The organism is Massilia sp. CCM 8734, from assembly GCF_011682155.1.
Classification (GTDB): Bacteria; Pseudomonadota; Gammaproteobacteria; order Burkholderiales; family Burkholderiaceae_D; genus Telluria_A; species Telluria_A rubra.
Genome location: NZ_WHJI01000033.1, coordinates 70,848 through 88,049, shown reverse-complemented (window position 1 = coordinate 88,049; position 17,202 = coordinate 70,848). Strand labels below are relative to the sequence as shown.

The 17,202-nt window shown below is 60.6% G+C and carries 18 protein-coding genes and 1 pseudogene; 13 read left to right on the top strand and 6 right to left on the bottom strand.

What is annotated here, in order from left to right; genetic code table 11:
* Nucleotides 1–229: 229 nt before the first annotated feature.
* The 3 genes from F2P46_RS25405 (at nucleotide 230) to F2P46_RS25395 (ending at nucleotide 2,282) form a co-directional block, all read left to right on the top strand.
* Entirely contained in the window at nucleotides 230–505 is a 276-nt protein-coding gene (locus F2P46_RS25405; RefSeq protein ID WP_166895476.1) for a hypothetical protein, read from the top strand.
* Between the two features lie 68 nt (nucleotides 506–573).
* Nucleotides 574–1,986, top strand: coding sequence for an IS66 family transposase (locus F2P46_RS25400; protein ID WP_229509462.1), 1,413 nt, complete (start codon nucleotides 574–576; stop codon nucleotides 1,984–1,986).
* Between the two features lie 32 nt (nucleotides 1,987–2,018).
* The gene (locus F2P46_RS25395) at nucleotides 2,019–2,282 is read left to right on the top strand and encodes a hypothetical protein (protein WP_166895474.1); all 264 of its coding nucleotides are present in this window, start codon (nucleotides 2,019–2,021) and stop codon (nucleotides 2,280–2,282) included.
* A 253-nt stretch (nucleotides 2,283–2,535) separates the two neighbouring features.
* Here F2P46_RS25395 and F2P46_RS25390 read toward each other — a convergent pair.
* Nucleotides 2,536–3,626 (bottom strand): annotated as a pseudogene (locus F2P46_RS25390) (IS5 family transposase).
* 273 nt (nucleotides 3,627–3,899) lie between these two features.
* Here F2P46_RS25390 and F2P46_RS25385 point away from each other — a divergent pair.
* Nucleotides 3,900–4,787, top strand: a complete 888-nt coding sequence (locus F2P46_RS25385; protein WP_229509461.1) for a transposase — start codon at nucleotides 3,900–3,902, stop codon at nucleotides 4,785–4,787.
* 779 nt (nucleotides 4,788–5,566) lie between these two features.
* On the top strand, nucleotides 5,567–5,938 hold the full coding sequence (locus tag F2P46_RS25380) for a hypothetical protein (protein WP_166895472.1): 372 nt from the start codon (nucleotides 5,567–5,569) through the stop codon (nucleotides 5,936–5,938).
* Nucleotides 5,939–6,070: 132 nt separating this feature from the next.
* On the opposite strand, the gene F2P46_RS25375 is transcribed toward F2P46_RS25380, so the two are convergent.
* The gene (locus F2P46_RS25375; protein ID WP_166895470.1) at nucleotides 6,071–6,370 is read right to left on the bottom strand and encodes an antibiotic biosynthesis monooxygenase family protein; all 300 of its coding nucleotides are present in this window, start codon (nucleotides 6,368–6,370) and stop codon (nucleotides 6,071–6,073) included.
* 100 nt (nucleotides 6,371–6,470) lie between these two features.
* Here F2P46_RS25375 and F2P46_RS25370 point away from each other — a divergent pair, with 100 nt between their 5' ends.
* Nucleotides 6,471–7,016 carry an HD domain-containing protein gene (locus tag F2P46_RS25370; protein ID WP_166895468.1) on the top strand — a complete coding sequence of 182 codons (546 nt, stop codon included), beginning with the start codon at nucleotides 6,471–6,473 and terminating at the stop codon, nucleotides 7,014–7,016.
* Between the two features lie 16 nt (nucleotides 7,017–7,032).
* Here F2P46_RS25370 and F2P46_RS25365 read toward each other — a convergent pair whose 3' ends face one another.
* The 4 genes from F2P46_RS25365 to tssK form a co-directional block, all read right to left on the bottom strand.
* Nucleotides 7,033–7,479, bottom strand: coding sequence for a hypothetical protein (locus tag F2P46_RS25365; RefSeq protein ID WP_166895466.1), 447 nt, complete (start codon nucleotides 7,477–7,479; stop codon nucleotides 7,033–7,035).
* A gap of 10 nt (nucleotides 7,480–7,489) precedes the next feature.
* Nucleotides 7,490–8,062 carry an exonuclease gene (locus F2P46_RS25360; RefSeq protein ID WP_166895464.1) on the bottom strand — a complete coding sequence of 191 codons (573 nt, stop codon included), beginning with the start codon at nucleotides 8,060–8,062 and terminating at the stop codon, nucleotides 7,490–7,492.
* 128 nt (nucleotides 8,063–8,190) lie between these two features.
* Nucleotides 8,191–8,931 carry a type IVB secretion system protein IcmH/DotU gene (gene icmH / locus F2P46_RS25355; RefSeq protein ID WP_229477177.1) on the bottom strand — a complete coding sequence of 247 codons (741 nt, stop codon included), beginning with the start codon at nucleotides 8,929–8,931 and terminating at the stop codon, nucleotides 8,191–8,193.
* Nucleotides 8,932–8,972: 41 nt separating this feature from the next.
* The gene (gene tssK / locus F2P46_RS25350; RefSeq protein ID WP_166895460.1) at nucleotides 8,973–10,313 is read right to left on the bottom strand and encodes a type VI secretion system baseplate subunit TssK; all 1,341 of its coding nucleotides are present in this window, start codon (nucleotides 10,311–10,313) and stop codon (nucleotides 8,973–8,975) included.
* A 236-nt stretch (nucleotides 10,314–10,549) separates the two neighbouring features.
* On the opposite strand from tssK, the gene F2P46_RS25345 reads away from it, so the two are divergent.
* The 7 genes from F2P46_RS25345 to tssG are packed head-to-tail and all read left to right on the top strand — an operon-like array spanning nucleotide 10,550 to nucleotide 17,197.
* On the top strand, nucleotides 10,550–11,200 hold the full coding sequence (locus tag F2P46_RS25345; RefSeq protein ID WP_166895451.1) for a hypothetical protein: 651 nt from the start codon (nucleotides 10,550–10,552) through the stop codon (nucleotides 11,198–11,200).
* A gap of 40 nt (nucleotides 11,201–11,240) precedes the next feature.
* Nucleotides 11,241–11,747, top strand: coding sequence for a type VI secretion system contractile sheath small subunit (gene tssB / locus F2P46_RS25340; RefSeq protein ID WP_166875647.1), 507 nt, complete (start codon nucleotides 11,241–11,243; stop codon nucleotides 11,745–11,747).
* 2 nt (nucleotides 11,748–11,749) lie between these two features.
* Nucleotides 11,750–13,234 carry a type VI secretion system contractile sheath large subunit gene (gene tssC, locus F2P46_RS25335; RefSeq protein ID WP_166895449.1) on the top strand — a complete coding sequence of 495 codons (1,485 nt, stop codon included), beginning with the start codon at nucleotides 11,750–11,752 and terminating at the stop codon, nucleotides 13,232–13,234.
* Between the two features lie 38 nt (nucleotides 13,235–13,272).
* Nucleotides 13,273–13,764 (top strand): type VI secretion system tube protein Hcp, encoded by a 492-nt coding sequence (locus F2P46_RS25330; RefSeq protein WP_166895447.1) that lies wholly within the window; start codon nucleotides 13,273–13,275, stop codon nucleotides 13,762–13,764.
* 49 nt (nucleotides 13,765–13,813) lie between these two features.
* Nucleotides 13,814–14,302: a type VI secretion system baseplate subunit TssE gene (gene tssE, locus F2P46_RS25325; RefSeq protein WP_166895445.1), complete on the top strand. Its 489-nt coding sequence runs from the start codon at nucleotides 13,814–13,816 to the stop codon at nucleotides 14,300–14,302.
* A 1-nt stretch (nucleotide 14,303) separates the two neighbouring features.
* On the top strand, nucleotides 14,304–16,148 hold the full coding sequence (gene tssF, locus F2P46_RS25320; RefSeq protein WP_166895442.1) for a type VI secretion system baseplate subunit TssF: 1,845 nt from the start codon (nucleotides 14,304–14,306) through the stop codon (nucleotides 16,146–16,148).
* Nucleotides 16,112–17,197: a type VI secretion system baseplate subunit TssG gene (gene tssG / locus F2P46_RS25315; protein WP_166895440.1), complete on the top strand. Its 1,086-nt coding sequence runs from the start codon at nucleotides 16,112–16,114 to the stop codon at nucleotides 17,195–17,197. Before tssF ends, tssG begins: the two co-directional genes overlap by 37 nt.
* Nucleotides 17,198–17,202 lie beyond the last annotated feature (5 nt).

Here is a 17,202-nt window from a genome sequence, read left to right as displayed (position 1 = left end):
AAAATGAGATTAGCCATGATTCCGCCGCCGTAAACGATCAGATTTCCTCCGATATCACGAAAAAGCGATGAAAAATTGTGCTCTCCTGATGTCGGCCAGTTCAGAAAAATCGTTTTGCAATTGGCTCACTTATACCGTCAATGAAGCTTGGATAAAAAAATACGTTTCAAAAGTAGTTTTCACTCAATGATTGATTTAGAGGTATTTATTGCAAAGTAAAGGAAGGAAGATGAAAGATTTTGTTTCTTATGAGCTTGAATCTATTTCTTTTTATAGACAGAATTTTTACTTAATAAAAATGGTGAAATGTGGGGAATATCTTGAAGCAATTTGTGAAGTTAAGCGAGTTGAGGCAGGGCAAAGTGGACCGCTTGAAGTTCTGGAATTCACCTCTGTGCAATTTAACGAATTATGTACTAGCGGAGAAATATACTTAAAGCCGATAGGTAAAGTGATTTTTGCATTTCACGAATGCCGCTGCTTGGTAGGTGTTAATTTATCGTAACTGTTCAGCCTGAATGACCAAAGCAATCAGCGGTTGTAAACTATGTGCAATTGCCGCATCATGTTGTCATGCCACCGAAACCGCCTCGTCCCGACCTCACGCACCTGTCCGATGCGGATAGGGACCAGCTCATCGACGCCTTGTTTGCGCGCCTGGACGCGGTCGAAGCGAAACTGGGCATGACCAGCGAGAATTCGGGCAGACCGCCATCGTCGGATGGCCTGGCGAAAAAGCCCAAGACTAGCTCGTTGCGCGGCAAGTCTGGCAAGACGGTTGGAGGCCAACCTGGCCATAAAGGCAGCACGCTCAAGAGGGTGGCCGAGCCCACCGGAACGGAGGATCATCCGCCGCCGTCGCACTGCGACCGCTGTCACAGTGCGTTGCCCCTGGAGCAGGCAAAAATGCTGGACAGCCGTCAGGTATTCGATGTGCCGGCGATGAGCTTCGAGGTGATCGAACACCGCGTCTACACGGTCGTATGCTCCTGCGGCCAGCGGCACGACAGCGCTTTTCCCGCCGCAGTCAGCGAAGTGGCGCAATACGGTCCGAATGTGCGCGCACTGGGCGTGCATCTGACCCAAGGACAGATGCTGCCATATGCCCGCGCCGCCGAGTTGATTTGCGAGATGACGGGCTTGTCGGTGCCGCCGGCAACGCTGCACGCATGGGTTGGCGATGCCAGCGTGGCTTTGCAGGACACAGCCGACCTGATCGTACGGCAGTTGCACCACGCGCCAGTGCGGTGCGCCGACGAATCCGGCCTGCGTGTGGACGGCAAGCTGTACTGGATGCATGTGGCGGCCACTGCGGATCTCACCTGGTACGGCATGCACGCAAAGCGCGGCCTGGAGGCGATCGTCGCGCATGGCATGCTGCCCAAACGCCTCGGCGTCCTGGTGCACTACTGCTGGGCTCCCTACTGGAAACTCGACGATGGCCTGTACGCCTTGTGCAATGCTCATCTCCTTCGAGAACTGGTTTATGCGCAAGAGGTGACCGGCCAGGACTGGCCGGCCGCCATGACGGAATTGCTGCTCAACGCTCATAGACTGAGCGCGGCGGCGCGCCAGCAAGGCCGGCCATTTGACGCCGATGCCATCGCCGCCTTCACCACCGTCTACAACGATATCGTGCGCGCAGGCGAACAATTGAACCCTCTCAAACTCAAGCCCGACGGAAAACGTGGTCGCTGCAAACAGTCCGATGCCCACAATTTGCTGCGCCGCTTCCGACTGCACGCCGACGCCATCTTGCGCTTCATCGCCGACCCCACCGTCCCGTTCTCCAACAATATTGCTGAACGGGCCGTGCGCATGCCCAAGGTCAAACAGAAAATATCGGGCTGCTTCCGCACCGTTACCGGCGCCGACAACTTCTGCGCCATCCGGTCCTGCCTCGACACGCTACGCAAGCAGGGACACAGCATGTTGGAAGTGCTGCGTTGGGCATTTGCTGGCGATCCGATCATGCCAGCTGCGTAGCGGCCGAAAAGTTAACAATCGCATTCAATACCATGGCCAAACCGAAGCGCAAACTGACCTCCGCCCAGAAAAGGGAGAAGGCGCAGTTCATGACAATCTTCATCAACGGAAAACAAAAACGGGTGCGTCGTCCGGTCCTGATCGACGGCCTGGATCCCGATGAGTTCATTTTGCGAAATGCCGATTCGATCGCGCTGCATCAAGACGGGCTGTGGGAATGCATAGCGGCGGCCGAACAAGGCGACATCGCTTTCACCGATGCGAATGACGCGGATTGCTTTGGTCATTCAGGCTGAATAGTTACAATTTATATAATTAATGTCGAAATCCGGTAGGGATTTCTGATATTTAAGGAATCGCTTATATGGACGTTCCTTCGACTGCAAGCTTTAGCAGGGCGTTGAAAAAGTGGCCCAGTCCTTCGGGTTTTGTCGCCCGAAGCACCAATTTTTCGGGCTGGAACCCGCATCCTGCCTTGGAACTGGTTTTTAGCCGCTTTTTAGGCTGTTTTTTGGTACTTTTCAGCGCTTCCCGCCCCTCCGGACGGATTTATCCCACCACAGCCGACAAACGCCAGCCAAAGATGGTCGCCATGCGAGTCAGGTTGTACGCAGCGAAGGTGAACGTGGTCTGCGCGCGCACCTTGGCCAAGCCGACGAAGCGCGCCTTGCGCAGCCCGCCGATGGTCTTGCTCCAGCCGAAGATCTCCTCGACCAGCTTTCGTTTCTTAATACTGACCGTGTAGCCAGCGTGGCGCGTGGTTCGCCCATCGATGGCGCTGTGCTTTTTCTGGGCCACATGCGGGGTCACGCCTTCCTCGCGCAACTGCTTGACGAATTCGGCCGCGTCGTAGCCCTTGTCGGCACCCAGCGTCGCGTCGGCTTTTTGGATACTGCGTTTGGCCATGATGAGCGCCGCGTCGCGTTCGGCTGTGCCGCTCGCCAGCGTGGTGGTGGCATCGACCACCAGGCCGTTGCGATTCTCCATCAGCGCGTGGCCCAGGTAGCACAGCCTGGACTTGTCGCCGTCGCCCTTTTTGTATAGGCGCGCGTCCGGATCGGTCGTCGATTGGTGCGTCTCGTTGGAACGTTTTCGCCCTTGAAGTCAACCGTGGCGTTGCGCCCTTCATCGCTCGGCGGTGGCCCGCTGCCATCCTTTTTGGTGAAGCTCTTGACCGAAGCCCACGCCTCGATCATGCTGCCATCGACAGTGAAATGCTCGTCCGAAATCAGGCTTTGCCATTCAGCGATGCGCAGCACTTGGGCGAAGAAACGCTGCGTCATTGCCTCGCTGAACAAGCGCTCGCGGTTGGCGCTAAAGGTCGAGTGGTTCCACACGGGCTCGTCAAGGTTCATGCCCACGAACCAGCGATACAACAGGTTGTATTCGATGTGCTGCACCAGTTGACGCTCAGAGCGGCTCGAAAATAGCGTCTGGATCAGGCTGGCCCGCAGTAGGCGCTCGGGAGCGATGGACGGACGGCCGCGTCGCGAATACAGGGCCTGGAAATCATCATTCATGTTGGCGAGGATGCCGTCGACCAGCACCCGCAACTTGCGCAATGGATGTGCATCGGGAATGCGTTCCTCCAGCGTGCGGTAGCTGTACAAGGAGTGCTGGGTGACGTCGGTTTTACGCATGGTTACGGCGGTAAAGTGAGGTTGATTGAACAACGTTTACTGACGCTGGGCGGTTGACGGGATCGGCGATTAAATCAACACCCTGTTAGGGAAGTGCTGATCTAATCGATTTCTGACGCAGTTCAGCCGTAAATCACGGAGAGTGGCAGGCAATCCACCCAACTTAACGAATTGTGCAATTAGATGATTTATATTCAATGATTCAATAAAAACACTTGACATCGGAGTAAAGGCGCGCCCGCCAGTGTGGATTTTTGACACTCACTGCGCGCCATGTCCGTTCTTTCCATACTGTTTCAAGATCTTTCCGCCCGTCTATGCTCCTCCGAATTCCTCAGCAATGCCCGTCATCCCGATCATCCGGCTGCGTTCTCGCGCTGCCGAAAGCTGCCGCTACCGGCCTTGGTCGCCATCATGTTGACCGGCATGCGCATGAGCGTTCAGTCCGAACTGGACACCTTCTTCGCCCATCTGGCTCAGCAGGCTCAGCTGATGCACAAGGTGTCCGAGCAAGCCTTCGCCAAAGCACGCGCAAAGCTATCCCTGAGCGCCATTCCACTGCTCAACGACTGGCTCATCACGCGCGCAGAGCGGGACGGTTTCGTGCCGCGCTGGTGCGACCTGCGCTTGGTCGCAGCCGACGCCTCGACCGTGCGCTTCGGACTGCGCGCTAGCCATGTCAAACGCGCCGCTCTTGCGGACCAAATCTTGTTCGGCTTATTTCTGCCCGGTCCCGACCTGATGCTCGCCGCCTCCTTGCACAGCGCTGGCGAACGCGGCGAACGGCAGTTCCTGGTCGAACATCTCGACCGCTTGCCCCCGACCGACCTGCTGCTACTCGACCGCGGCTATCCCTGCCGTTGGCTGGTGGCCTTGTTGAATCATCGCGCCATCAAATTTTGCATGCGCGTCGATCAGTCCGAGGCTGGCTTTGGCTGCGTGCGCGAGTTCGTCGTTTCGGGCGAGAGCGAGCGGATCGTCATGCTGCGCGCGCCGGACAAGCAGGACGCTCTCGACTACGAGTGCCCACGCAAGCCGCAGCGCGTGCGCCTGGTCCGCCACGTCGCCCCGAACGGCGAGCAGCGCGTCCTGATGACCAATCTGTTCGATGAAAAGCTCTATCCGGCGAGCAGCTTCGGCGAACTCTACCATCAGCGCTGAAGCATTGAAGAAGCGTTCAAACGGCTCAAGCACCGCCTCAATCTGGAACACGTCACCGGCTTATCGCAGCAGGCAGTAGTCCAGGATGTCGCAGCCAAGATCGTTTGCGACAACTTGAAGGCGCTGACCGCTTGTACCGCTCTGCCGATGCCAAATTGCCCGATAGCGAGCGTATCAATCATGCCTACGCCCACACCGCTCTCAAGCCGTTACTGCCTATCCTTCTACTCGGTGGGAAGGTCAGCAGAAAAGTCGGCAAGATGCTACTCACCCTGCTGGACCTGATCTCCGGACGGACGTATCGCCATAGGGAAAACGTATCAAAACCGCGCAAACAAGGCCGAAAACCGCATAAATCTAATACCCAGAAAAATTGTTGAACGCCCTAAGTTGGGTGGATTGGCCCGCGAAGGGGCGCCAATCCGATGCGTGGCATTTCTTCGTTGACGATCCCGCTAACTGTTCCCTCGAGCACGAGAGGGCGGCGGCAATTTGACGGTCGATGCGCTCGACGGTCATATCTGGACCGAGGACGAGAGCGTCGAGTACGCCTACGATTACAATAATTTGTTATAGAAGCGAAAATCGCTGCTGGCGATTCGCTTTCCGCGATTAAGCATCGGCGATTTCGTCAGCCAGATCCAGACCGCTTCCGATGCGTATTGCGCCTGTTTTCCCGCCGAAGCGGATGCGTTGAAACGCGATGTGGAAAAATTGATTCATCGATTTCACCAATGACAAACCTCCGCTAAGACCCGTTTCCCACTGAAAGAACACCCATGCCTGTCAACGCCCTCGACTTGCCGTCCGAAACGCCGATTGAACTGTTCGCCATGTACGATGTCCGCCTCCAGGGCAGCAATCCGGAGTGGGACGCGTGGTGCGACGACGGCGAGGCGCATGCGCTCTTTCTTCTGGACGCGTTCTCCGATGCCGACTGGGACGCCTTGTTCGCTACCCTCCCTGCACGCGACGCGCACTGGCTGCAAGCCTGTGCCAAGATACTTTTCCAGGCCAGCGACGTGAAACGGGCCGACCACATGCTGACGCTATTGAGCCGGAACGCCGATCCCGATGTCGCCTGCGAGGCGCGGGAGAGCCTTGGCTACCTGCACCAGTGCGCCCCGCAGGCGCGCACTGACGGCGCATAGCCCTGCGCCTGGCCGCCAACCGCAAAAGAGGGCGCGCATCATGCTGATACCGGATGCGGCACGGCGCAGCGCCCACCTCCCGGCGCTGCCCGCCTGCGCGTCCCGTGCACGCGGCGCAGGACGACCGCTCGTTCAGAAACCTTCCACTGCGCTGGTGGTATGAAAAACCCGCGGCGGCGCGCTGAAAAAGCCACTCACCAGCCGGCGCCATTCCTGGAAATCCTCGCTCTCGCGGAAATGCACCATATGATCGTCGATGGTTTCCCACTCCACGAACAGCACGTAGCTGCCCGGCTCCTCGACCGAACGCTCCATGCGCATGCCATGGCACCCTTTGGCGCGTTTGAACAAGGCGATGGATTGCTGCACGCCTGCTTCAAACTGCTGCTCCGTTCCCGCAACGACCTTCAACTCCGCGACTTCCCTGAACATGGTTTCTCCTGATGTTACCGGCGCATGCCGGCGTGCCGCTATTTTATCGGCTCACGCGTATTCGCGCCTGCTGCTAAGATAAACCACCATTGGAGGAACCATGACACAGCAGATCGGCTATGCAGCACAAGAATCCTGGATCAAAGCCTGGTGCTTCGCGGCCCAGGTACACGGCCAGCAAAAATTTCCGGGGTCCGACATGCCCTATCTCGTGCATCTGGGGATGGTGAGCATGGAGGTCCTGGCCGCCCATGCGCAGGAGCCGATCGACGGCATCGACACCGCCATGCAGTGCGCCATCCTGCACGACGCGATGGAAGACCAGGACGTCCCGCACGCCACCCTGTTCGCCGAATTCGGGCTGGCCGTGGCCGATGGCGTGGCCGCCTTGTCGAAGTCGCCCGACCTGCCCAAAGCCGAGGCCATGGCCGACAGCCTGGCCAGGATCCGGCAGCAGCCAAGCGCCGTCTGGTGCGTCAAGCTGGCCGACCGCATCAGCAACCTGCAAGCGCCGCCGCACTACTGGCCGCCGGAAAAAATCAGCGCCTACCGCGCCGAAGCTGGCGTCATTCTCGCCGCGCTCGGCCAGGCACATGGCTACCTGGCGCAACGGCTGGTAGCCAAGATCGCCGCTTACCCGTCCTGAGGCCGGCAACGGCGATCTATTTGCGCTCGCTCAGAAAATCCTCCAGCAGCGCCTTGATCTCGTCGCGCTGCATGCCGCCCGACGCGAGGATCGCTTGCAGGTCTTGTTTCGCCAGTGGTGCCGTGCGGGATGCGCGCTTGAGTTCATCGGCGTCCATCACCGACGCGGTCAGCGGGTCGATCATGGTCGGATCGTCGAGCTCCTTCAGGACCAGCGGCGTACGGTCGATGTTCACATACACCTTGTAGCGCTCGAAGCCCTCGGAAAAGCCCTCGTCGAAGTAGAGCGTGGTGCCTTTCGGGAGCAGGTGCATCTGCTTGCCCATGCCGTTCGCTGTCAGCAGCATGGGCGCTTCCAGCACGTGGACCTTCTTGCTCGCATACTGGTCATGCAACAGCAATGCCACCGCCACGAGCAGCACGCCGGACACGGCGCCGAGCGTATACGCGGCGGTGTGCGTCATGCTGCCGTCGCTATGCATCGCGGCGCCCGTTGTTGAGGTTATCGGCCAGCATATTGCAGAACAGCGCACCCTGTTCGATGGCGTCGTCGAGCGCCACATGCGTGTGGGGCAGGGGATCGAACCAGTGCTTGGGCATATTGCGCTTGGTGCTGTCGCGGTAAGGGCGCTTGAGGACCGCCATGGCGTACGACTTGATGTCGAGCGCCGAGTGGCTGAACGGGCTTTCGCCGGTAAAGCGGATCAGGTACCAGTACACGAACAAAAAATCGAAGCCGGCAGGGAAGGCCACGAACACTGGTTTTCCCGGCAGCGACTTGACCCACGTCAGGTAGCGCTGCATGGCCGCTTGCGGCGTTTCCAGCTGCGTGCGGCAGGCGGCCCAGGCCTCGGGCTGGGTCAGCCACCAGGCGGCGGTGGCGGGATGCGGCGCCGCCTCCGGCAGACAGTCCAGGTTGGCGCTAAAGGTCGAGATGCAGGTTTTGTCGGCCAGGTAGGCGGCCGATCCGATACTGAGCATCGAATGCGGGCCCGGAATCGGGCCATCGGTTTCGACGTCGGTGCTGATGTAGATTTCTTGTTTCATGTTGGTTTGCGGTCGAGGGTGGCTGGATCGGCCGGTAGAATGCGATCGAGGCCGGCGCCTCGATCGCTACCCGCAAGCTCACTTGCCGCGCCGGCACCACGCTTTCCTGTGCCGGCGCGGCGCCGTCGTCACGGCAAGGTAATGGTCAGGTTGGCGGCGCGCGGCGCCAGCTTGACCACGTCGTTGTACGCGCTCATGCGTTCATCGGTGCTCTTGTTGAGCGAGGTGCGCAGGCCGATGTAGCCGAGAATGCAGATCAGCCCGAACACCGAGCACAGCACCCACAGCGGCAGGTCGCTGCGCAGCTTGTGCACGATCTGGTCGGGACGGTCGGCGTGCGGCGCGAAGCCGCCGCGGCGGCCCTTCATGTTGGCGATTTCGTCCCCCAGGCGCGCGGTCAGGTAGTTCAGCTTTTCCGACCCTTCCAGGATGTAGCGGCCCTGGAAGCCCAGCAGCAGGCACATATGGAACACTTCCAGCGCCTGCAAATGGGTGCTGCCGCGCGTGCGCAGCGATTCGAGGCGGTGATAGAAATTCTCGCCGGCCAGCTGGTCGCCGAACAGCACCAGTTGCAGCGGGCGCCGTTCCCATTCGTCGCGGATCGAAAAGTTCGAGCGCAGGATGATTTCGTCGACCGCCGCGCAGAACGCGTACTTGGAGGCGTCGATGTCGTCGGCCGAGGCGCCTTGCTTCTTGGCGCCGCGCGTGAAGTCTTCGAGGAACTGGGTGGTCTTGCGCTGGAAATCGGCGTTGTTCTGCGGGCCGCTGCCGTTCTTGAGCATGAACAGCGCGTAAAAGCCTTCGTACATCAGGTCGAGCAGCGTTTGCGGGGTCGCTCCCGCGGCGGGCGCAACAGGCCCGCCGGCCATCAGGGAGGGTGCGGTGGTAGTCATCTGGGCAATTCCTTGGGTCAGGAGGTTACGGCAATCAGTTCCAGGGACAGCTCGCGCAGGCCTTCAGGAACATAAATCGAAATCGACTGCGCCTGCATCATGCGTTCGTACATCTGGCCTTTGGCCTCGATGGTGAAGTAGACCGTGTCGGGGCGTACCGGCACCGCCGGCGGCACCTGCGGCGCGTGCTGCAGGCGCACGCCCGGCATGGCCGAGAGCACGAATTTCTCGACGTCGTCGGGCGCGCCGATCTTGAAGCGCAGCGGCACCACGTCGACCAGTTCGATGGCCGGCAGGTTGGCCGACACCGCCAGGAAAAACACCGTCTTGTCGTCGATCTTGCCGGACTCGAGCGAGCCCAGATAGTAGGACGGCTTGATGAGATCGAGCGCAATGGCGAAGTACTTCGACGAGATGACAGTGTCCAGCAGGTCGCGGATGATCATGTTCAGTTTCGCGAACGCCGGTCCCGGATCGGCATGCTGGTAAGGCGGCAGGTCGGCCAGGGTCCAGCTCTTCGAAAACGTCATCAGGGCGCCCGCCACGCCCAGCAGCGCTTCGTACAGGCGTTCCGGATGCAGCGCCGGGTGATGGAAGTAGTGTGTCAGCGAGGCATACGCACTACTGGCCGTGTGCAGCAGCCAGAACGAGGACATGTCGCCGGAGCGGAACTCGATCACATTCTTGCTCGGTTCGCGGTGGTGCCCGTACAGGGCGCTGACCTTCGCCTGCAGGGCGTCGATCAGGCGGCGCAGCTGCAGGAACAGGATCGGGGCGCTGCGCACCGACATGCTCGGCGGCACGAAGCCCGGGTCCATCTCGAAGCCGCCGGTGGCCACGCGGCGCAGGCGCAGCAGCGGGAATTGGGTGTACGAGTCGCGCGGCTCGAACTCGGAAATGAGGCGCACGCTTTTGGTCAGGTAGGTCAGCTGGGCTTGCGCGGCCTGGGTGTACAGGTCGGGCGTGTCGGCGTTGGCCTGGACGAAGCGGGCCGCGTTGGCGGTCTGGCCGAGCGGCGCGAAGTTGCCGCCGAACGGCTTGAAGGCGGGCAGGGCGGCGTAAAACGTGACGGTTTGCTGCGATTGCAGCAACTGGCTCAGGTCGACCGTCTCGGGCAGCGCATCGGCCCCCGGCGCGTCGACCAGCTCGCCATCCTGGAAGCGCAGCGACAGTTCCAGCACGCGCAGGGCATTGTTGGCCAGCGCGTCGCGGTCAACCTGCAGCGTGTTGACGCCCCAGGCGTAGGGATGGACTGCCTTGACGCTCTCGTGCAGGCGGTGCTCGTGGTACTGGTCCTGCTGCTGGAAATGCTGGGGGCGCAGGAACAATCCTTCGCCCCAGAGGACTTTACTTGACATGCTGTTGGCACCCTTCGGAAAATTTTGCGCGAATTTGAAAAACTAATTAGCGGAACAATAACATTTATGAGAAGATTTGTCTGCCGTTCCTAATGTAACGTGCGCGCTTACTACAAAGTGAGAATGTGTGATTTTCAATTGAACGCTGTTAAATTTCAAACTCTGCTAACGTTGTTTCAGTAATAAGTGTTACAATATACACATTACTTTTTTGTCACCGCTTTTGAGGATACCGCATGACCACTTTTCCCGATTTCAAGTACCTTTGTGGCGTCCTTGCTTGCGCCGCGGCATTGGCCGGCTGCGAGACCTCGAAGCCTGTGATGCCGAAGGGCCCCGCCCCGCTGGCCGAGCTGCTCAACCAGGGTACCCAGGCCTCGGCGGCCGGACGCAAAGAAGAAGCGATTGGCTATTGGAAACAAGCTAGCGCCGCTTACACCGGCGACAAGGCGCCGTGGGCGAATATTGCCCAGAGTCGCTACGATACCGGCCAGTATGGCGAAGCCATCGTCAACGCGCAGGAAGTTTTGTTGCGCGATCCCAACGATAAGGCCGCCAGCGCCATCATCGCCGCAGCCAGCCTGCGGCTCGCGAACCGCGCTTTGGGCGACCTGAGCCGCCAGAACGTGCTGGCCGGGCAAGTGCGCGCCGATTCCCAGGATCAGATCAAGCAATTGCGCGATCATATGGGCGATGGCCCGGCGGCGTCCGCGCCGATCCGCAAGACCACGGCGGTGGCCCCCAAGCAGAGAGACAACAACCCGCTCGGTGCGCTCAGGGACACTCCCAAGGGTGACATCGACAAACCTGTACCCAAGGTCCGCGAGCCAGATGTCAAAGCGGGTCCGTTTGACGCTCTCAACAATCTCAGGGATACCGGCAAGTAGACTGCACGTCCCGCTCTCACATTATGTAGAAGGAATTACCATGTCAAAGAAACAAAGTGTCCAGAAGAAGCTGCAGAAAGTGCGGCCACCACGCATCCAGATGACCTATGACGTCGAAATCGGCGATGCGATCGAGAGCAAGGAGCTGCCGTTCGTGATGGGTGTGGTGGGCGACTTCGGCGGCACTTCCGAAGTCGAGAAAAAACGCTTGAAAGACCGCAATTTCGTCGGCATCGACCGCGACAATTTCGATGAAGTCATGAAGGGGATCGAACCGCGCGCCGCTTACCGCGTGCAGAACACCCTCACCGGCGAGGGCGGCAAGTTCGCCGTCGACCTCAAGTTCCGTTCGATGGAAGATTTCCGTCCGGAGTCGGTGGTCCAGCAAGTCGAGCCGCTGCGCAAGCTACTCGAAGCGCGCACCAAGCTGGCCGACCTGCGCAACAAGCTGGCCGGTAACGACAAGCTCGAAGACATCCTCGCCGACGTGCTCACCAACACCGAGAAACTGGCCCAGCTCGGCCAGCAAGCTACCAAGAAAGACTGACCATGTCCGCTCAACTGAACCAAGCCGCCGGCGCCGCCGCGACCCATGAAACGGCCCTGCTCGACCAGATCGTCGAACAGAGCAAGGTGGCTAAATCGAGCGTCGAGCACGCCCGTGCCAAGGACCTGATTTCGGAACTGGTGCACCAGGTGATGGACGGCACGGTGATCGTGTCGGACAACCTGTCGGCCACCATCGACGCCCGTGTCGCCGAACTGGACCGCATTATTTCGGACCAGCTCTCGGCCGTGATGCACTCGCCCGAATTCCAGAAGCTCGAAAGCAGCTGGACCGGCCTGCATTACCTGGTGAAAAACACCTCGACCAGCACCACGCTCAAGATCAAGATGTTCAACGCGACCAAGCGCGAGCTGGTCAAGGACTTCCAGACCGCGCTCGAGTTCGACCAGAGCTCGATGTTCAAGAAGGTCTACGAAGAAGAATTCGGCACCTTCGGTGGCGCGCCGTTCGGTTCGCTGCTGGGCGACTACCAGATCACGCGCCAGCCGGAAGACATGTATTTCGTCGAGCAGATGTCGCACATCGCCGCCGCCGCCCACGCGCCGTTCATCACCTCGGCCTCGCCCGAGCTGTTCGGCCTGGAAAGCTACAGCGAACTGGGCAAGCCGCGCGACCTGGCCAAGATCTTCGACACGGTCGAATACGCCAAATGGAAATCGTTCCGCGAATCGGAAGACTCGCGCTACGTCGGCATCACCCTGCCGCGCTTCCTGGGTCGCCTGCCGTTCCATCCGGCCGACGGCGCCACCACCGAAGGCTTTAACTTCGTGGAAGACGTGGACGGCACCGATCACCACAAATACCTGTGGTGCAACGCGGCGTACGCCTTTGCCACCAAGCTGACCGGCGCGTTCGACGACTTCGGCTGGTGCGCGGCGATCCGCGGCGTCGAAGGCGGCGGCCTGGTCGAAGACTTGCCGACCCATACCTTCAAGACCGATGAAGGCGAAGTGGCGCTCAAGTGCCCGGCCGAAATCGCCATCACCGACCGTCGCGAAAAAGAACTGTCGGACTTGGGCTTCATCTCCCTGGTGCACTGCAAAAACACCGATTACGCGGCCTTCTTCGGCGCCCAGTCGGCCCAGAAAGCCAAGAAATACAACACCGATTCGGCCAACGCCAACGCGGTCCTGTCGGCCCAGCTGCAATACATCTTCGCCGTCTCGCGGATTGCCCACTACATGAAGGCAATGATGCGCGACAAGATCGGTAGTTTCGCCGCCGCATCGAACGTCGAAGACCACCTGAACCGCTGGCTGACCCAGTACGTGTTGCTGGACGATAACGCGAGCCAGGCCCAGAAAGCCCAGTTCCCGCTGCGCGAAGCGTCGGTGCAAGTGTCGGAAGTCCCAGGCCGTCCGGGCGTGTACCGCGCCGTGTCGTTCCTGCGTCCGCACTTCCAGCTCGACGAGTTGTCGGTTTCCCTCCGTCTGGTCGCGGAACTGCCACCATCGACCAAATCGTAAGCACGACGTAGTCCCTGCAAACCAAGGAAAGGAACACTATGGCAATCGACGTTTACCTCCAAATCGACGGCATCAAGGGCGAGTCGACCGACTCGTCGCATAAAGACTGGATCGAATGCCAGTCCGTCAGCTGGGAAGTGCTGCAGCCTAAATCGGCTACCGCATCGACCGGGGGCGGCCATACCGCCGAGCGTACCGAGCACCGCGACATCGTGATCGCCAAGCTGGCCGACCTGGCAACCCCTCTGCTGTTGCAGAACTGCTCGTCGGGCAAAACGCTGGGCAAGGCCAAGATCGAGTTCCTGCGCGCCGATGGCCAGGGCGAGCGCATCAAGTACTTCGAAATCGAACTCGACAACGTGCTCATTTCCAGCGTCGCTCCCACCGTCTCGCAGGGCGACATCCTGAGCGAACACCTGTCGCTCAAGTATTCCAAAGTCAAATGGAAATACACGCAGCAAAAAGTCGGCGGCGGTGCGGGCGGTAATACCTCCGGCGGCTGGGATCTGGCGACCAACAAAACGGCGTGATGCGGCAGGTCGTAGCAAGTTAATAACGTAGCAAAGTATCGGGGTACCAATGAAGGGTTTTACGCCAGGTTTGTTTGACCGGTTGATGGATGTGCCGGTCAATGGTTCCTCCAGCGGCACTGTCACCCGGATGTCGATCGAGGACATGAAGGACTCGGTCGCACGCGATCTCGAGGCGCTGCTCAACACGCGCACCGTGATCCCGGAGCTGTTGCTGCAACGGTACCCCGAATGCGGTCGCTCGATCGTGACGTTCGGCCTGAATGATTTTGCCGGCCGCTCGCTCTCGAGCACCGATGACCGGGCCTATATCTGCCTGTGTCTCGAAAAAGCCATTGCGCGCCATGAGCCGCGCCTGCGCAACGTCAAGGCTTCGCTGGAAGTGCGCGAAGACTCGGTGAACCGCCTCAATTTCGCCATTACGGCGCTGCTGGTCGTGAGCAGTTCCCAGGAACCCGTCAACTTCGACGCCATCTTGCAGCCATCGAGCCTGCATTACACTATCAGCAAGGCGCGTCGCGCTATTGGGGGAGCCTGAGTTGGAAGACCTGTTACCGTATTACGAACGCGAACTGGGATTTTTGCGCCGCTACTCGCGCGAATTCTCCGAGCGCTATCCGAAGATCGCCGGGCGCCTCTTGATCGCCGGCGAGGTGTGCGAAGATCCGCACATCGAACGCATGATCGAATCGTTCGCGCTGCTCAATTCCCGCATCGCCAAGCGGCTCGACGACGACTATCCCGAATTTACCGAAGCCCTGTTCGAAGTGCTGTACCCGCACTACCTGCGCCCGTTTCCATCGTGCTCGATCGCGCACATGGACTTTTCGGGCGTGGCCGCGCAGCTGACCACCGCCACCGCGATCCCGCGCGGCACCCAGCTGACCACGCGCCCGGTGCGCGGCGCTTCCTGCACCTTCCGCACCTCGTATCCGGTGACGGTGGCGCCGGTGGCCCTGTCGGGCGCCTCGTTCGCACCGATCATCGACACGCCCGAAGCGATCCGCCCGCCGGTGGGCGCCACCTCGAGCCTGTCGCTGACCATCACCAGCATCTCGGACCAGGTTTCGCTGGCCAACCTGGGCCTGGCCAAGCTGCGCGTGTTCATCGACGGCGAGCCGTCCTTCTGCGCGGCGCTGCGCGACGCGCTGTTCATGCGCGGCGTGGCCGCCTACGCCGAAGGCGATAACAGCGGACGCTGGATGGCGTTGCCGGCCATTCCGATCCTGGCGGCCGGCTTCGAGGAAGACGAATCGCTGATCGACTTCGAAGCGCGCTCGCACTCGGCTTACCGCCTGCTGACCGAGTATTTCTGCTTCCCCGAAAAATTCAATTTCTTCGACATCGACCTGGCCGCGCTGACCGCGGTGCTGCCGATGGGCTGCCGCTCGATTACCTTGCACCTGGCGCTGTCGGGCATGCGCACCGACTCGAACGCGGCGCGCATGCTGGGCACCCTGACCACCAACAACGTGCTGCTCGGCTGCACCCCGGTGGTGAACCTGTTCCGCCAGCGCGGCGAACCGATCCGCCTGACCCACACCACCGCCAGCTATCCGGTGCTGGCCGACGCGCGCCGCGCGTTCGCCTACGAAGTGCAGTCGATCGACTCGGTCAAGCTGGTGCGCCAGACGCCGCAGGGCGAATCGATCGTCGACTTCCGCCCGTTCTATTCGCTCAAGCACGGGCAAACGCCGGAAAAGAAGGGCCACTACTGGGTCATGCGGCGCGACGAAATCATTGCCGAGAAGAGCCCCGGTTTCGAGACCGAGATTTCGATCGTCGACATCGACTTCGATCCGGCCGAAGTGGAAACCGACACCCTCAGCCTGGAGCTGACCTGCACCAACCGCGACCTGCCATCCTCGTTGACCTACGGCCTGCGCGGCGGCGACCTGTTCTTGGAAGGCGGCTCCACGGTGCGCCAGGTCAGCTTCTTGCGCAAACCGACGTCCTCGCACCGCTTCGAGCGTGGCCGCGGCGCCCACTGGCGCCTGATCTCGCACCTGTCGCTGAACCACCTGTCGCTGGCCGACGGCGGCCTGGACGCCTTCCGCGAAATCCTGACCCTGTACGACCTGCCACGCTCGCCGTCCTCGCAGCGCCAGATCGGCGGCATTGCGGCGGTCGCCTACAAGGCGGCCAACACCTGGCTGCCGGGGAACCCGTTCGCCTGCCTGGTGCGCGGCATGGAAGTGCGCCTGACGATCGACGAAGAAGCCTTTGTCGGCTCCGGCATCCACGCCTTTGCCCACATCATCGACCGCTTCCTCGGCCTGTACGTGCACGCCAACAGCTTCACCCAACTGGTGATCGTATCAAATAAAAATGGAGAAGAGCTATTGAAATGCTTGCCACGAAGCGGCGATTTGAGCCTGCTGTAATCGAGCGCCTGTTCGAGGAACCGTACCGCTTCCAGTTCTTCCAGGCGGTCCGCATGCTCGAGCTATGGCTCAAGCGCCACGGCTCGCCCCAGCAAAGCGCGATTGCCAATTTCCTGCGCTTCCAGAACTCGACTTCGCTCGCGTTTCCGCCCAGCGAGCTCGAAAAGCTGGAGCCGGTGCCGCGCGAACTGCCGCGCCAGGCCAAGTCGCTGGGCGAAGCGCTGCAATCGAATACGCTCAAGTACATCCGCATCACGCCGGCCTTCATGGGCCTGTTGGGCGTGGCCGGCGCGCTGCCGGCCCATTACACCGACCGCATCTCGGCGCACATCATCTACAACAAGGATGAAGGGCCGCGCGCGTTTCTCGACACGTTTTCGAGCCGCTCGGTGGCGCTGTTTTTCGAAGCCTGGCGCAAATACCGGCTCGAACTCAAATACGCCATCGACGGCAAGGACAGTTTTTTACCGCTGCTGCTGTCGCTGGCCGGGGTTGGCAACGACAGCTTGCGCCATCGCCTCAACGATGAACTCGGGGGCGGGGTGCTGGACGAGTCGCTCGGCTACTTTGCCTCGGCGCTGCGCCACCGGCCGCCGTCGGCGGTGCAGATCTCGCGCGTGCTGTCGGAGTATTTCGGCAAGCGCGTCAAGGCCGAGCAGTTCATCGGCTGCTGGTACGAGGTACCGACCAGCCAGCAGACCATGCTGGGCGCGGCCAACTCGATGCTCGGCGCCGGCGCCATGGCCGGCGAGCGCGTATGGCAGCGCGACCTGCGCCTGCGCCTGGTGGTCGGTCCGCTCGACCACGACAGCTTCAACTCCTTCCTCCCGGGCGGGAAGGCGGCGCGCGCGCTCAAGAGCATGATCACCATGTTTACCGGTGTGTCGCTCGAATACGAAGTACAACTGGTGCTGCGCGGCCCCGACGTGCACGGCATGCAGATGGACGCCACGCGCACCGGCGGACGCCTGGGATGGGACAGCTTCCTGGTCACCAGCCCGCTCCAGGAAGACCGCAACGATGTCCGCTACGATATACACGCGCTGTGATTGAC

Excerpts from the sequence above, each read along its gene's own strand:
- F2P46_RS25405 (WP_166895476.1), top strand. The coding sequence starts at position 230 with ATGAAAGATTTTGTTTCTTATGAGCTTGAATCTATTTCTTTTTATAGA.
- F2P46_RS25400 (WP_229509462.1), top strand. The coding sequence starts at position 574 with ATGCCACCGAAACCGCCTCGTCCCGACCTCACGCACCTGTCCGATGCG.
- F2P46_RS25395 (WP_166895474.1), top strand. The coding sequence starts at position 2,019 with ATGGCCAAACCGAAGCGCAAACTGACCTCCGCCCAGAAAAGGGAGAAG.
- F2P46_RS25385 (WP_229509461.1), top strand. The coding sequence starts at position 3,900 with ATGTCCGTTCTTTCCATACTGTTTCAAGATCTTTCCGCCCGTCTATGC.
- F2P46_RS25380 (WP_166895472.1), top strand. The coding sequence starts at position 5,567 with ATGCCTGTCAACGCCCTCGACTTGCCGTCCGAAACGCCGATTGAACTG.
- F2P46_RS25375 (WP_166895470.1), bottom strand. The coding sequence starts at position 6,370 with ATGTTCAGGGAAGTCGCGGAGTTGAAGGTCGTTGCGGGAACGGAGCAG.
- F2P46_RS25370 (WP_166895468.1), top strand. The coding sequence starts at position 6,471 with ATGACACAGCAGATCGGCTATGCAGCACAAGAATCCTGGATCAAAGCC.
- F2P46_RS25365 (WP_166895466.1), bottom strand. The coding sequence starts at position 7,479 with ATGACGCACACCGCCGCGTATACGCTCGGCGCCGTGTCCGGCGTGCTG.
- F2P46_RS25360 (WP_166895464.1), bottom strand. The coding sequence starts at position 8,062 with ATGAAACAAGAAATCTACATCAGCACCGACGTCGAAACCGATGGCCCG.
- icmH (WP_229477177.1), bottom strand. The coding sequence starts at position 8,931 with ATGGCCGGCGGGCCTGTTGCGCCCGCCGCGGGAGCGACCCCGCAAACG.
- tssK (WP_166895460.1), bottom strand. The coding sequence starts at position 10,313 with ATGTCAAGTAAAGTCCTCTGGGGCGAAGGATTGTTCCTGCGCCCCCAG.
- F2P46_RS25345 (WP_166895451.1), top strand. The coding sequence starts at position 10,550 with ATGACCACTTTTCCCGATTTCAAGTACCTTTGTGGCGTCCTTGCTTGC.
- tssB (WP_166875647.1), top strand. The coding sequence starts at position 11,241 with ATGTCAAAGAAACAAAGTGTCCAGAAGAAGCTGCAGAAAGTGCGGCCA.
- tssC (WP_166895449.1), top strand. The coding sequence starts at position 11,750 with ATGTCCGCTCAACTGAACCAAGCCGCCGGCGCCGCCGCGACCCATGAA.
- F2P46_RS25330 (WP_166895447.1), top strand. The coding sequence starts at position 13,273 with ATGGCAATCGACGTTTACCTCCAAATCGACGGCATCAAGGGCGAGTCG.
- tssE (WP_166895445.1), top strand. The coding sequence starts at position 13,814 with ATGAAGGGTTTTACGCCAGGTTTGTTTGACCGGTTGATGGATGTGCCG.
- tssG (WP_166895440.1), top strand. The coding sequence starts at position 16,112 with ATGCTTGCCACGAAGCGGCGATTTGAGCCTGCTGTAATCGAGCGCCTG.